Source organism: Caldicellulosiruptor diazotrophicus, assembly GCF_017347585.1.
GTDB classification, from domain to species: Bacteria; Bacillota; Thermoanaerobacteria; order Caldicellulosiruptorales; family Caldicellulosiruptoraceae; genus Caldicellulosiruptor; species Caldicellulosiruptor diazotrophicus.
This window is the reverse complement of record NZ_AP024480.1, coordinates 1,959,961-1,974,043: the sequence shown is the minus strand read 5'-3', so window position 1 is coordinate 1,974,043 and position 14,083 is coordinate 1,959,961. Positions and strand designations below refer to the sequence as shown.

The following is a 14,083-nucleotide window of genomic DNA, read 5'->3' as shown; positions in this document are numbered from 1 at the left end:
GTAAAAAATGAAGATTGAAAATGGAAGCAAACTTCTTTTTATTGGCGATTCAATTACAGACTGTGGCAGGGCAAGACCTGTTGGAGAAGGTCTTCACTGGAATAACCTTGGCAACGGATATGTTTCTATTGTACAAGCACAGATTCTTGCAAAGTACCCAGAAAGCGGAATAAGAGTTATCAATATGGGTGTTGGGGGAGATACAGTAAGGCATCTCAGAGCACGCTGGCAGACAGATGTTTTAGATTTAAAACCTGACTGGCTTTCTATCATGATAGGTATAAATGATGTTTGGAGACAGTTTGATAATCCACTTATTCCTGAATGTCACGTATATTTGGATGAGTACAAGTCTACTTTGGAGGAGCTTATAAACTTGACCAAGTCAAACTTAAAAGGGCTTGTTTTGATGTCACCATTTATTATAGAGGACAATAAAGAAGATGCAATGAGAAAGAAAATGGATGAATACAGGTTTGCAATGAAAGAAATAGCACAAAAACATGGTGCCATTTTTGTGGATGTTCAAGAGGCTTTCGATAGATTTTTAAAATACTATCATTCATATGCACTTGCGCTTGACAGAATTCATCCGAATTTAACAGGACATACGATTATAGCAAATGAGTTTTTGAAAGCTATTGGATTTTAATTACCCAAAATATGGGCAGGCACAGAAAGTAAGCCTGCCCATATCTATTTTTAGAAAATTAATCAGGAATTTCAACTCTTTTTATATGCCAGATTTCATCGGCATACTTTTGAATTGTGTTGTCGCTTGAAAAAATTCCAGATGCACCTATGTTAATTATCATCATTTTTCGCCAGCGTTTTGTGTCTCTATAAAGCTTATCAATCTTCATTTGAGCCTCATGATAAGAGTCAAAATCTTTCAATACAAAATATTCATCGTTATATGTTATCAAGTGATTATAAATATCCATAAACTCACCAGATGGCACGTCAAAAAAGTTTCCGATTAATTGGTCAATGAGCCTTCTGATTCTCAAATCTTTTTGGTAAAGCTGACTACTACTGTAACCGCCATTTTTATAGTAGTCCAAGACCTCTTCTGCCAAAAGTCCAAATATCACGATATTCTCATCACCCACTGCTTCTTTTATTTCAACATTTGCGCCGTCTAAAGTTCCAATAGTAATTGCGCCGTTCATCATAAACTTCATGTTGCCAGTGCCAGATGCTTCTTTTGAGGCTGTTGAGATTTGCTCTGAGACATCAGCTGCAGGAATAATCTTTTCTGCTAAGGACACGCAGTAGTTTTCTAAAAATACAACCTTTAACTTATCTTTTACATCTGGGTCTTTGTTGACCTTTTCAGCAATAGAATTTATGAGTTTTATAATCTTTTTTGCAAGAATATACCCAGGTGCTGCTTTTGCTGCAAAGATAAAGGTTCGCGGATAAATATCCAAGCTGGAATTTTCTTTTAACATATTGTAAAGATGCAAAATATGAAGAGCGTTCAGAAGTTGGCGCTTGTATGCGTGAAGCCTTTTTGCCTGCACGTCAAATATTGAGCGCGGGTCAACTATGATGTTGTATTTTTCTTTTATATACTTGGCAAGTTTGACCTTGTTGTTAAATTTAATATTCGCGACAAGCTCCTGTGTGAGCTTATCTTCTGCAAAATCTTTGAATCTAAGCATGAGCATAGGCTCTTTTATCCACCTGTCTGTCTGCAAAGTTTCAGAGATAAGCCTTGCCAAATCTGGGTTTGCTTCAACAAGCCATCTTCTGTGGGTAATACCATTTGTTTTGTTATTAAATTTTTCTGGGTATAACGTGTAAAAACATTTCAAAACTTCATTTTTTAAAATCTCTGTATGAAGTTTTGAAACCCCATTTACAGAGCTGCTACCAATAACAGCCAAGTGTGCCATATTTATTTGACCGTCATGGATGATAGCCATATTACAAACCTTTTGCCAGTCCCCACCTGTGCGTTCGAGCATCTCGCTGCAGAATCTCCTATTTATCTCTTCGATTATCGTATATATCCTTGGAAGAAGGGTTTTTACCATGTCAATTGGCCACTTTTCAAGCGCCTCAACCATGATGGTGTGATTTGTGTAAGCCACAGTTTTTGTTGTTATATCCCATGCATTTTCCCATGGAAGTCCCTCTTCGTCAATCAGTATCCTCATAAGTTCTGGTATAACGAGTGCTGGATGTGTGTCGTTGATTTGGATCATTACATAGTTTGGAAGTTCATAAATTGGTTTTCCACGTTTTTTGAACGACCTTATTATACTTTGAACACCGGCTGACACAAAAAAGTATTCCTGTTTGAGCCTCAAAATCCTGTTTTGCTCGTTTGTGTCATCTGGATACAAAACTTGGGTGATAGATTGGACCATATACCTGTATTCCACAGCTTTGATATAATCACCTCTTGAAAACGAAGCAAAATCAAATACATTTTCGAACGGTTCTGCACTCCAAAGCCTCAAGGTGTTTACGGTGTTACAGCCATATCCAATTATAGGAATATCATAAGGTATTGCCCACACAGGTTCATAGTTTTCATGGAATGCTTTTAGTTTTCCGTCAACAATATCAAAACGCACTGTTCCACCAAATTTTACAATGCAGGCTCTATCACTTCGTTTTACCTCCCATACGTACTCTTCAGAAAGCCAATTGTCAGGCACTTCAACCTGATATCCGTTTTGGATTTTTTGCTCAAAAAGGCCATATCGGTATCTTATTCCGTTTCCATGACCGGCAAGACCCATTGATGCCATAGAATCCAAAAAACATGCAGCAAGTCTTCCAAGCCCGCCGTTGCCAAGTCCTGGTTCTCTTTCTGCCTCTTCAATGTCTTCAAGAGTTATGCCCAGTTCGCTCAAAGCTTCTCTGCAGACATCACGAATCCCTAAGTTTATAAGATTGTTAACAAGAAGTTTGCCAAGAAGAAACTCTATTGAAAAGTAATACACCTGTTTTACATCGTTTTGCTTATAGTATTTATTTGTCTGAAGCCATCTCTCAAAAGAGTATTCTTTTATGACCTCGCCAAGAGCAAGATATTGCTGATAAGTTGTTGCTTCTTTTGGGTCAATTGCAAAAAGGGATATAATCTTTCGCTGAAAATCCTGCTTTATCTTTTCTTTGAGTTCTTCTTTTGAAAGACCCTTAATTCCACCTATCATCAAAAATTTTCCTCCTGAGTCTGAATTTTTATGAGTTTAAAAGACTTTCATAAACCTTTTGATATTCGTAGGCTGAAACATTCCACGAATTGTCTCTTGTCATTGCCTGATGAACAATAGATTTCCATTGACTTTTATCAGGGTATATTGAAAGTGCATATTTTATGATAGCAAAAAGTTCTGCAGGGTCATAGTTTGCAAACGAAAATCCCCAGCCCTCTCCTGTAAACTGATTATAAGGTTTTACTGTATCTTTAAGTCCACCTGTCTCTCTGACAATCGGTACACTTCCATACCTCATGGCAATCAGCTGAGATATCCCGCAAGGTTCTGTCAAAGACGGCATAAGATACATATCAGAGCCGGCATAAATTTTTCGTGCGAGTTCTTCGCTATAACAAATATTAGCCGACACCTTTGAAGGAAATGCTCCTGCGTATTGTTTTAACATCTGCTCATAATGGTAATCACCAGCCCCTAAGACAACAAGCTGAACTGGCAGTGTCAAAAGCCTACTTAAAATTTTTTCTATAAGATCAATTCCCTTTTCCTTTGTCAGTCTTGAGACCATACCAATGACTACAATTTCATCTGTAACAGGTAAATTTAACATTTGCTGGAGTCTAAATTTGTTTGTCTTTTTACGGCTTTCAAATGTATTTGCATCATAATTTACAAAGATAAATTTGTCCGTTGCAGGGTTGTAAACTTCATAGTCAATTCCGTTAACAATACCTATTAATTTTTCTCCAATTCCAGACAAAAGCCCATGTAGTCCTTCGCCGTGAGAAAGTGTTCTGATTTCGTTTGCATATGTTTTGCTCACAGTTACAACCTTGTCAGAGTAGATTATGCCTCCTTTTAAGAATGAAATTGCATCATAGAATTTGAGCCTGTTTTCATCAAAGTATTCATCAGGAAGGGAAAGGAGATCATGCATAACTTCTTTTGGGAAGACACCCTGATACTTCAAATTGTGTATCGTGAGAACTGTCTTTATTTTCCGATGCTTTTCAGAATGCATATAATGAGCTTTCAATAAAACCGGGATTATGCTTGTGTGCCAATCGTTTACGTGAATGATATCCACGTCAAAGTCAAGATGATACACAGCTTCACATACAGCTCTTGAAAAGAATGAAAACCTTTCTCCATCATCATAGTAGCCATAATATCCTGGTCTTTTGAAGTAATATTCATTGTCTATAAAATAGAATGGAACGTCATCTAAGTTTAAATACTCAATACCACAGTACTGGTTTCGCCAGCCAACAGGGACAGTAAAGTGACACAGATGTTTCATCTTTGTGGAAAAGTCGGAGCTAATATCACCGTACTTAGGCATAATGACTCTCACGTCAATTCCCAGTTTTCTTAGCGCTTTTGGCAGAGAATATGCCACATCTGCAAGACCTCCACTTTTGGCAAAAGGAAATGCTTCAGACACTGCAAATAAAACTTTCATACCCTTTTCACCTCTTTTAACTGGCTCAAATTTATAAAGCTTTGTTTTTCCATCACAAGAGGATTTTTGTTATGCCCGATAAGTGTCGCATTTTCATCTATTACCACGTTTTTATCTAAAATGACATTTTTCAATATGGCACCGCTTTTAATAATGCACTTTGAAAATATTATGCTGTTTTCAACAATTGCATCTTTTTCAATTACAACTCCTCTTGATATTATGCTATTTTTTACCTTGCCTGCAATAAGGCATCCGTTGGATATAAATGAGTTTTCAACTTCACATGTTGAAAAATATCTTGTCGGTGGCGAGTCGTTGGACTTTGTGTAAATTGGTCTTTCCTCTGAAAAAAGTTCACGCTGGATATCAACATTTAACATGTCCATTGATACTTTGAAGTATGAGGAGATAGAGTTTATACATCCTACATATCCTTTAAACTCATAAGCTTTTAAGTTAATATTCTGGACATTTTTGTATATAAAATCTCTAAACATTATGCAGTTGCCATTTTCAAGACATGTCAAAATACAATCAATTAAGAATTCTTTACTGAGTACAAACATGTCCAAAGATATGTTAACAGTTGTGCGTCTACCTATGTTTTTTCCAACTCCAATCACGTTTAAGTTTTGGTCAATCATCAAGGTAGGAAGTTCAAAAAAATGTTCATCTTCGTTAGTAATCTTTTTGTATACAACTGTCACATCGGCACCACTTTCTTCATGGAATTTTGCTACATCTTTAAAATCTATATTGCAAATCATATAAGATGAAGCAAAAATTACCATTTCCTTTCTACTACGAAGTAAAAATTCCATATTACTTTTCAAAAGTTTTATGTCACTTATGGAAGGCGGTTCATAGGAATAGTTGAAGATGTAAAGGCCATCAACCTTGCGGTTCAAATCCCAGGGTTTGCCTGTTCCAACATGGTCTATCAAGGACCTGGACTTAGTTGGAGCCAAAATCCCCACGTTTGTGATGCCTGCATTGACAAGATTTGAAAGCACAAAATCAATAACCCTGTATCTGCCAAATATAGGAATTGAGGCTAAAGGCCTTGTTGCTGTAAGGCTTTTGAGTTTACTTTCATTTTCTGTAAGGCTTACAATACCTAAGTAATTTGTAAGCATTTTAATCTCCTCCACTTTATTATTCTGAGATTATGATGTCAGAAGTCACCTTTTTGTTTTCAGAAACAACTGCAATTTTTCCCGGTTTTCCAATAACTTTGCAACCTTTTGTAACTCTTGCCCCTGAGCATACAATTGCATTTTCAACGATAGCACCATCTTCGATTGATGCGCTGCTAAGTAAAACAGAGCTTATAACTTTAGCATTTTGGCCTACGTACACGTTGTATGACAAAACTGAATTATAAACCTCACCCCAGATACTACAACCTTCTACTACCATAGACTTTTTGACCTTTGCACAAGGAGCTATGTATTGAGGTGGATATGCAATTGATGATGTATAAACCTTTGTCTCTTCATTATACAAATCTAATATGCAGCTTGGCTCATCTAATTTACACTCTTCATTTAAAAGGTCCATATTCGCCTCCCAGTAAGACTCAACAGTTCCCACATCTTTCCAGTAACCCTTGAACCTGTATGCAAATAATTTTTCACCACCTTTTAACATCTTAGGAATTATATTTTTTCCAAAATCGTGTGCAGATTCTTCATCTTTTGCATCTTCTTTCAGATACCTCTTTAGTTTGTCCCAATTAAAAATGTATATTCCCATTGATGCAAGATTGTTTTTTGGATGTTTTGGCTTTTCTTCAAACTCATATATTCTACCGTCTTCTTTTGTATTCATAATTCCAAATCTTGAAGCCTCTTGGATAGGAACTTCAATACATGCAATTGTCACATCAGCTTTCTTTTCCTTATGGAATTTAAACATCTCTTGATAGTCCATGGTATAGATGTGGTCGCCAGACAGTACTAAAAGATACTCAGGCGAAAACAACTCCACAAAGTTCATATTTTGGTAAATACTATCTGCAGTACCTTTGTACCAATTTCCACCACTGTCATTTGTGTGAGGTGGTAGGATGTAAACACCGCCTTTTGTGCGGTCCAAATCCCATGCAGTCCCGATTCCAATATGACAGTGTAATGTAAAAGGCTGGTACTGAGTCAAAACTCCAACAACGTCAATTGATGAATTTGTACAGTTGCTTAGTGTAAAGTCAATTATCCGATACTTTCCACCAAACTCCACAGCAGGCTTTGCATTTGTTTTGGTAAGGTCTTTTAGCCTGCTTCCTTGCCCGCCAGCTAAAATCATTGCTATAATCTCACGCTTGGGACCGTTCATTTTAATCACCACCCTATGTCTGAATAATATTGTCATTTTGATTCTTTTTTTCTTTAACATTGAAAAATTCAATAGGTTTAAAAATTAAACACGAAAGTGCAGGAAGCCTGAATTCTATACACTGGTTGTATCCATGCCACACTTCATCAATTGTTTTAAGTTTTTCTGTGTTTACTATATTATTACCACCAAATTCAGCTTTATCACTGTTAAATACTTCCAAATACATACCCTTTCTTGGCACGCCTATTTTGTAATTTTCATATGAAGCAAGACCAAAATTACAAATGACAACAAGGAAATCATCAGGGTCTTTTGAAAATCTCAGGTATGATATGACGCTCTGCTCCCAATTGTGAACGTCTATCCATCTAAAACCATCCATTTTATGGTCAAGCTCCCACAGAGCTTTGTTTTCTAAGTAGAATCTGTTTAAATATTTAACATAGTGCTGAAGCATGCGGTGCATGGGGTAGTCCAAAAGTAGCCAGTCAAGCGACGCATAGAATCTCCATTCGATGAACTGACCAAACTCTCCACCCATAAAAAGGAGCTTTTTGCCCGGATGTGTGTACATATAACCATAAAGAAGCCTTAAGTTTGCAAATTTTTGATTGTAATCACCTGGCATTTTATCAAGCAGAGATTTTTTTCCATGAACAACCTCATCGTGTGAAAAAGGTAATATGAAATTTTCAGAAAATGCGTACATTATGGAAAATGTCAAAAGATTGTGATGATGTTTTCTCTCGTTGGGATGTTTTTGCATGTACTTTAAAGTGTCGTTCATCCATCCCATGTTCCACTTGTAATTAAAGCCAAGCCCTCCATCGTATGTTGGATATGTGACCAAAGGAAATGCAGTTGACTCTTCGGCAATCATCAGGACATTTGGATATTTTGAGAATATTGCCTTGTTGAGCTTTTTTATAAATTCAATTCCTTCTATGTTTTCATGTCCGCCATATCTATTTTTCTGGTTGTTGTTCATGTAAATGATGTGAGAAACAGCATCTACCCTTATTCCGTCAATGTGATAAACATCAAACCAAAACATGGCGCTTGAGATAAGAAAGCTTTGCACCTGTGGTTTTGAAAAGTCAAATGTGGCAGTACCCCATGTGTAGTTTTCTCTCAAAAGCTCATTCTCATATTCATATAAAAATGTTCCGTCAAACTTATAGAGTCCATGCTCATCTTTGCAAAAATGAGCTGGTACCCAGTCAACTATTACTCCAATTCCATTTTGGTGCATATAGTCTACAAAATACATAAAATCCTCAATACTACCGTAGCGTGATGTGAGAGAAAAGTAACCTGTTGGCTGGTAACCCCATGACATGTCAAGAGGGTGTTCTAAAACTGGCAAAAGTTCAATGTAGTTATAGTTCATTTCTTTTATGTAGTCTGCAAGCATATGGGCAAGTTCCCGATAGTTAAAAAATTCTCCAGCTTTTTCTACAGTTCCATCTTTTTTCATTTTCCATGATGCAAGGTGCACCTCATATATATTGATGGGCTTGTCATACGGTGGAGTTGTTTTTCTTTTTTCCATCCATTCCTGGTCATGCCACTCATAGTCAGGGATATTTCTTACTATTGATGCTGTGTTGGGACGTTTCTCAGAGTAGATGGCATAGGGGTCAGCTTTTAAAACCCTTTTTCCATCAGCACCAATAATCTCATATTTGTAAAGTTCTCCTTCACCAATACCTTCTACAAACAACCACCAAAATCCGCTTCCATAGACTCTCATCATCTTGTGGTTTTCACCGCACCAATTATTAAAATTTCCAACAACAGATACGCTTTTAGCATTTGGTGCCCACACACAAAAAACTGTTCCAACCTTACCTCTATAGTTTATAACTCTGCTCCCCAAGAACTTGTAACTTTCGAAATGCTCTCCTGATTCAAATTTTTTTATGTCAGATAGGTAAATAGTAGATTTTACTTTTTTTATCATATTGTGCACCCCCATAGAATTTCATATATGGGAAAGATAAATGTTCACAAAATTTAAGTAAGTGTTAGTAGAAAATACCGTAATCAATTTTATTAAAACAACAACTAATAAATTATACAAAACAAACAAAATACAAATTCAATTATAACATTATTGTAAAATTAAAGCAACAAAAATTTTTTTCTTAAAATACTTAATACCCAAAATTTGTACATCATTATTACTAATTAATGATATAATCAAAATAAAATGTAATTAAAATATTCGAAGTAAAATTAATCAGAGGAGAGTGCATAAATTTGCCTCAGAACATGCATGAAGGACACAGAGAAAGGCTCAAAAAAAGATTTGTCGAACAAGGGCTTGATGGTTTTGAAGATCATCAGGTATTAGAGCTTCTTTTATTTTTCAGCATTCCAAGGAAAGACACAAATGAGATTGCACACAGGTTAATTTCAACTTTTGGGAGCATATCAAATGTCTTTGAAGCTCACCCAAAAGAACTTCAGAAAATAGATGGTGTTGGAGAAAATTCTGCCATTTTGATATCTCTTATTTCTCAAATATCAAGAAGATATCTTGCTGATAAAAATAGAAAAACCTTTCAGCTGAGGAATGTAGAAGTAGCAGCAGAGTACATAAAGAGTTTGTTTGTTGGCAGGAAAAATGAGGTGTTTTATGTTATTTGCCTTGATACTCAGTTAAATGTGATATATTCTGTGCCACTTTTTGAGGGTACAGTTAAAGAAGCAGTGGTATATCCACGAAAAGTTGTTGAGTGTGTTATTCGCTATAATGCAAGCAGTGTAATTTTGGCTCACAATCATCCAGGTGGGTCGGTAAGACCTTCAATGGATGACATTAAGACAACTCAAAAGATTGTTAATGCTCTTTCTACAATAGGTGTTGCCGTAAATGACCATTTTATAGTGGCCAAAGATGAGTATTACAGCTTTGCGCAAAATGGGATGCTGCCCCAACCGCAGATATGAAATAGCAAATATTTAATGGGGCTGCTAAAGTGAGCAGCCCCAGTTTATTTTAGTTACTTCAACCCTGCAGCAATTGAAACTGTCAGCTGATGCTGAGGGTCAATTTGACCATCTTTGTGGCGAAGTCCATTGAGTGTATACACATCAAAATGTCCATCCATTCCATTTACAATTGTATCAAGGTTTGGACCGTAGCCATATCCACCGCTTCTGTTTGCAACATTTTGATTGTAAGGAACGCCGTCCACCCCTGCGTGAGGCATGCCAGAAACTGACACGGCTATTCTTCTTCCATTTACTTCAAGTATGAACGGACGTCTTTCCCATGAAAAGCTGCCACCAAATGTCTCTTTCATGATTTGAGTGTCTTTAAAACTCAAGGTTTCAACATCGGCATGGCTTGCACCCATTGTTCTTTTTGCTAAAAAGTACTTTCCTGTCTGGATGTCAATAAACTTGCCAACGCTGCCGATCGGGAATACATAATTTCCCTGCGAAAACCAGTCGAGCATTTCAACTCCGTACTCATTTAAATGCACAGCAACTGTGTGAACAGGCACTTTTAAGGTTTGTCCTGCATAGATGTATGAGTTTTCATTCAAATTATTTGCCGACATAAGTTCATAGTCGGGTATTCCAAATTTTACTGCAATCGACCATATTGTATCTCCACTTTGCACCTTGTAGTATGTATAGCTTACATAGTCACCTGAAGTATCAACAGGTATATAAGAATAAAAATAGCTACTTGGTTTTGAGAGGTCAGAAATATCTTGTTTTATATCTACTGCCCAGATTGAAACAAAACCAGTTCCTTTTGCTGATGAAATTTTATAGAATTCTGATTGCTTTCCAATGATGTTTGCAGTTTGTCCTTGGGTAAGATAAAATAGATTTTGCGCTGACGAAGAAGGAGAAGTTTTTACATATGTCCACCACTTTATTATTCCAGTAATTTGGACAGGGTTAATACTTACCTTTTTTACAATTAGCTTTTGTCCAACATAGAGTGTGTCGCTTGTAAGGCTATTGAGGCTTTTAATAGTTTCAATAGATGTTCCGAAAGTTTGAGACAATATCCAGAGAGAGTCACCGCTTTGAACACTGTAGACTATGTAGTTTCCGTTTGGCTTGAATATCATTCGTTTTCCTGATGAATAATGACGATATTCAAATAAATTCAAGTAAGTTTTGAAAGTAGAATAAGGTACATAAATTCTATTTTGTATGATTTGCATTGGTCCGTCCATGTAAAAGTTTTTTCCATTAAATGTTACTACATTGCTATCAAGCTTGAATATAAGTTCATTTTGGTCAACGATAAGCTTTGACTGAAGAAAGTTATAGTCTTTTGGATCGAAAGCAAAACTTCCACTCAGTATCCTTGAAAGTTCATAAGGTGATAGGTACTCTACTGAGCTTTTGTTAATAATGGTAATATAAGATGGGTTGCCATTTGCATCAAAAATTAGAGCCTCTTCTTTTTGAATACCAGAGGCAAACGAAGGAAAAACTATGACTAAAGATAAGATTATAATAGTAACAACAAACAGCCAAAATCTTAATAAACTTTTCATAAAAACCCCGCCTTTTTCTGTTTAGGTTTTAATATATTTTCATTATAAAACCATGTTTTTACTCAACTCAAATGAAATGCTTTCCAAAATGACTGAGTGTCATAAATAACTTGTTAGCTGTCTATAAGTTTTGTGGTATACTAATAATTGAAGAAATAATAGGAGATGATTGCGATGCCAGCAATTTCGGTTGTCAATGGTTCTTTGAAGAATGAATTAGATAGAATATTAAACATAATTATTGAAAATTTCAATCCTGAAAAGGTGATACTGTTTGGGTCAATGGCAAATGGGAATTTTAATGAATCGAGCGATATTGACTTGGTGGTAATAATGCCTACTAACCTTAGGTTTATAGAAAGATTATTACATCTTGCGCAGACTGTAAAACCTGAAGCACCTGTAGATTTTTTGGTCTATACTCCAGAAGAGGAAGAAGAATTTATAAAAAATAACCATTTGTTCTACACGGAAGAAATTTTAAAAAAAGGAGTTATACTCTATGAAAAAAGGAAAAACTGAATTTGAACAATGGGTAATGTATGCAGAAAATGATCTAAAAGCTGCTCAAGAGCTGTTAAACTCAAAACTTTATAATATTGTGTGTTTCCATTCTCAGCAGGCAATTGAAAAATATTTGAAAGCGTTTTTGGTATATAATGGTGTAAATCCATCCCGAACACATAGCATAGTATATTTAATTGAGATGTGTGCTAATATTGAAAAGAATTTTGGAAAATTTGAAGAAGAGGCGCGTGTAATCGATGTTTTCTACATCCCCTCAAGGTATCCTAACGCGCCCCTTGGAAGCCTTCCAGATGGTTTGCCGAACAAAGATGATGCAGAAAGAGCATTTGAAATTGCTCGAAAAATTTGTCAATTTGTAAAAAATCTATTGCCAATTTAAGATTCAGAAATATTTTTCATCAAATTTGCCATCTCCAGGGCAGACAGAGCTGCGTCAAATCCTTTGTTTCCTGCTTTTGTACCCGCTCTTTCGATTGCCTGGTCGACTGTATCGCATGTTAGAACACCAAATATAACTGGGACTTCTTGTTCTAAAGAGACGTTTGCAATGCCTTTTGAGACCTCTGCACTCACATACTCAAAATGTGGTGTGCTGCCGCGAATCACTGCACCCAGTGCAATTATTGCATTGTATTTTTTTGACTTTGCAAGCTTTTTAGCAACAAGTGGTATTTCAAAGGCACCTGGTACGTAATATACGTCGATATTTTCACTGTCCACCTCATGCCGAGAAAGACCATCCAAGCATCCTTTTAAAAGCTCATCTGTAATAAATGAGTTAAATCTTGAGACGACAATTGCAAAATTCAAATTTTTTCCACAAAAGCTTCCTTCAAAAGTTCTCAAAGACACCCTCTCCTTTTATTAAGATTTCATGCTTTTTCTTTAATATTTTCGAATGTATATATTTCCTGTTATATGGATTTATAACAATCGGAATAGATATTCTCTTTAAAATTTCAATTCCGCAATCCTGCAAAAAAGAAACCTTTTCAGGATTGGATGTTGCAAGATTAATTTTGCTTATACCAAAGAACCTTAAAATATGCAGAGCATCGAAGTAATCTCTCAAATCATCGTCAAAGCCAAGTAGATTGTTTGCCTCATAGGTGTCAAAGCCTTGCTCTTGAAATGCGTATGCTTTAATCTTGTTGGCAAATCCAATTCCTCTTCCTTCTTGGTCAAGGTAAATAAGCATACAGTTTTTGTTCTCTGCCATAAACTGCAAGAAAAATTCAAGCTGCTGATGACAATCGCACCTCAGGCTATGAAAAACATCTCCTGTTTTGCAGGAAGAGTGTATTCGAACATTTACCGGCTGGCTTGGATTAAAAGTCTGGTTTATCAGCACAGCGTGTTCTTTTTGCGAAAAATGGTTTTTAAAAGCAAAAATCTTAAACTTTCCATACTGTGTTGGAAGGTCTGCTTCAGCTTCTTTTTGGACTGTGGGCTGGTTTAATAGAATATATTTTTCAATCTCATCAATTGTGGTAATAGGTATTGAAAATTTCTTTGCCAAGCTTTTTACATACTCTTTGTTGTGACTATCTCCTTTTTCGTCTAAGATTTCAATCATCACCGCAGCAGGAAAAAGCTTTGAGATCCTGCAAAGTTCTACAGCTGCCTCTGTGTGACCTTTCCTTGTCAAAACACCTCCTTCATGAGCAACAACAGGATTTACATGACCTGGAATTTTAAAGTCAGAAGCCATCGCATTTGGGTTTGCAAGCTCTTTGCTTGTTTTGCTTCTCTCGATAGCAGTTATACCTGTTTTTGTGTCTTTGTGGTCAACAGTAACTGTAAAAGCGCAACTGTCTTGAGTATTGTAAGGAACATACAAATTCAAGCGTCTTTGAATTTCCTTATCTATCGCAACACAGAACATTCCCTTTGCGTGATTCAAAACAAAGCTTATTTTATCTGGTGTTGAAAACTGAGCGGGCAGAATTAAGTCTGCCTCATCTTCACGGTTTTGGCTATCAAATACTATTACAAACTCTCCATTTTTAAGATTTTCTATTACATCTTTTAACACATACATGTCT

12 protein-coding genes are annotated in these 14,083 nt (G+C 36.2%); 4 read left to right on the top strand and 8 right to left on the bottom strand.

What is annotated here, in order from left to right; translation table 11 throughout:
• Positions 1 to 7 precede the first annotated feature (7 nt).
• Positions 8 to 652: an SGNH/GDSL hydrolase family protein gene (locus CaldiYA01_RS09490; protein ID WP_207179115.1), complete on the top strand. Its 645-nt coding sequence runs from the start codon at positions 8 to 10 to the stop codon at positions 650 to 652.
• Between the two features lie 58 nt (positions 653 to 710).
• Here the strand turns inward: CaldiYA01_RS09490 and CaldiYA01_RS09485 are convergent, their stop codons facing one another.
• Genes CaldiYA01_RS09485 through glgB form a run of 5 tightly spaced genes read right to left on the bottom strand, consistent with a single transcriptional unit; the run spans position 711 to position 8,941 of the window.
• Positions 711 to 3,173 (bottom strand): glycogen/starch/alpha-glucan phosphorylase, encoded by a 2,463-nt coding sequence (locus tag CaldiYA01_RS09485; RefSeq protein ID WP_207179113.1) that lies wholly within the window; start codon positions 3,171 to 3,173, stop codon positions 711 to 713.
• Between the two features lie 28 nt (positions 3,174 to 3,201).
• The gene (gene glgA / locus CaldiYA01_RS09480; protein WP_207179111.1) at positions 3,202 to 4,638 is read right to left on the bottom strand and encodes a glycogen synthase GlgA; all 1,437 of its coding nucleotides are present in this window, start codon (positions 4,636 to 4,638) and stop codon (positions 3,202 to 3,204) included.
• Complete coding sequence (glgD, locus tag CaldiYA01_RS09475; protein WP_207179109.1) at positions 4,635 to 5,777, bottom strand: glucose-1-phosphate adenylyltransferase subunit GlgD; 1,143 nt, start codon at positions 5,775 to 5,777, stop codon at positions 4,635 to 4,637. Before glgD ends, glgA begins: the two co-directional genes overlap by 4 nt.
• Positions 5,778 to 5,796: 19 nt before the next feature.
• Positions 5,797 to 6,975, bottom strand: a complete 1,179-nt coding sequence (locus CaldiYA01_RS09470; RefSeq protein ID WP_207179107.1) for a glucose-1-phosphate adenylyltransferase — start codon at positions 6,973 to 6,975, stop codon at positions 5,797 to 5,799.
• A 13-nt stretch (positions 6,976 to 6,988) separates the two neighbouring features.
• Positions 6,989 to 8,941 (bottom strand): 1,4-alpha-glucan branching protein GlgB, encoded by a 1,953-nt coding sequence (gene glgB / locus CaldiYA01_RS09465; RefSeq protein WP_207179105.1) that lies wholly within the window; start codon positions 8,939 to 8,941, stop codon positions 6,989 to 6,991.
• 311 nt (positions 8,942 to 9,252) lie between these two features.
• Here glgB and radC point away from each other — a divergent pair, with 311 nt between their 5' ends.
• Complete coding sequence (radC, locus tag CaldiYA01_RS09460) at positions 9,253 to 9,933, top strand: RadC family protein (protein WP_408612172.1); 681 nt, start codon at positions 9,253 to 9,255, stop codon at positions 9,931 to 9,933.
• 53 nt (positions 9,934 to 9,986) lie between these two features.
• Here radC and CaldiYA01_RS09455 read toward each other — a convergent pair whose 3' ends face one another.
• On the bottom strand, positions 9,987 to 11,510 hold the full coding sequence (locus CaldiYA01_RS09455; RefSeq protein WP_207179103.1) for a LysM peptidoglycan-binding domain-containing protein: 1,524 nt from the start codon (positions 11,508 to 11,510) through the stop codon (positions 9,987 to 9,989).
• Positions 11,511 to 11,684: 174 nt separating this feature from the next.
• Between CaldiYA01_RS09455 and CaldiYA01_RS09450 the strand changes: the two genes are divergently transcribed.
• Complete coding sequence (locus CaldiYA01_RS09450; RefSeq protein WP_207179101.1) at positions 11,685 to 12,032, top strand: nucleotidyltransferase domain-containing protein; 348 nt, start codon at positions 11,685 to 11,687, stop codon at positions 12,030 to 12,032.
• Positions 12,013 to 12,417, top strand: a complete 405-nt coding sequence (locus CaldiYA01_RS09445; RefSeq protein WP_207179099.1) for a HEPN domain-containing protein — start codon at positions 12,013 to 12,015, stop codon at positions 12,415 to 12,417. The genes CaldiYA01_RS09450 and CaldiYA01_RS09445 overlap by 20 nt, the downstream gene beginning before the upstream one ends.
• On the opposite strand, the gene ribH is transcribed toward CaldiYA01_RS09445, so the two are convergent.
• Together ribH and ribB are read right to left on the bottom strand one after the other, a co-directional pair.
• The gene (gene ribH, locus CaldiYA01_RS09440) at positions 12,414 to 12,884 is read right to left on the bottom strand and encodes a 6,7-dimethyl-8-ribityllumazine synthase (protein ID WP_207179098.1); all 471 of its coding nucleotides are present in this window, start codon (positions 12,882 to 12,884) and stop codon (positions 12,414 to 12,416) included. The two genes, CaldiYA01_RS09445 and ribH, sit on opposite strands and share 4 nt — an antisense overlap.
• Positions 12,871 to 14,079: a 3,4-dihydroxy-2-butanone-4-phosphate synthase gene (ribB, locus tag CaldiYA01_RS09435; RefSeq protein ID WP_207179097.1), complete on the bottom strand. Its 1,209-nt coding sequence runs from the start codon at positions 14,077 to 14,079 to the stop codon at positions 12,871 to 12,873. Before ribB ends, ribH begins: the two co-directional genes overlap by 14 nt.
• Between the last annotated feature and the right edge of the window lie 4 nt (positions 14,080 to 14,083).

Coding starts and splice junctions, on each gene's coding strand:
- CaldiYA01_RS09490 (WP_207179115.1), top strand. CDS start 8: ATGAAGATTGAAAATGGAAGCAAACTTCTTTTTATTGGCGATTCAATT.
- CaldiYA01_RS09485 (WP_207179113.1), bottom strand. CDS start 3,173: ATGATAGGTGGAATTAAGGGTCTTTCAAAAGAAGAACTCAAAGAAAAG.
- glgA (WP_207179111.1), bottom strand. CDS start 4,638: ATGAAAGTTTTATTTGCAGTGTCTGAAGCATTTCCTTTTGCCAAAAGT.
- glgD (WP_207179109.1), bottom strand. CDS start 5,777: ATGCTTACAAATTACTTAGGTATTGTAAGCCTTACAGAAAATGAAAGT.
- CaldiYA01_RS09470 (WP_207179107.1), bottom strand. CDS start 6,975: ATGAACGGTCCCAAGCGTGAGATTATAGCAATGATTTTAGCTGGCGGG.
- glgB (WP_207179105.1), bottom strand. CDS start 8,941: ATGATAAAAAAAGTAAAATCTACTATTTACCTATCTGACATAAAAAAA.
- radC (WP_408612172.1), top strand. CDS start 9,253: ATGCATGAAGGACACAGAGAAAGGCTCAAAAAAAGATTTGTCGAACAA.
- CaldiYA01_RS09455 (WP_207179103.1), bottom strand. CDS start 11,510: ATGAAAAGTTTATTAAGATTTTGGCTGTTTGTTGTTACTATTATAATC.
- CaldiYA01_RS09450 (WP_207179101.1), top strand. CDS start 11,685: ATGCCAGCAATTTCGGTTGTCAATGGTTCTTTGAAGAATGAATTAGAT.
- CaldiYA01_RS09445 (WP_207179099.1), top strand. CDS start 12,013: ATGAAAAAAGGAAAAACTGAATTTGAACAATGGGTAATGTATGCAGAA.
- ribB (WP_207179097.1), bottom strand. CDS start 14,079: ATGTATGTGTTAAAAGATGTAATAGAAAATCTTAAAAATGGAGAGTTT.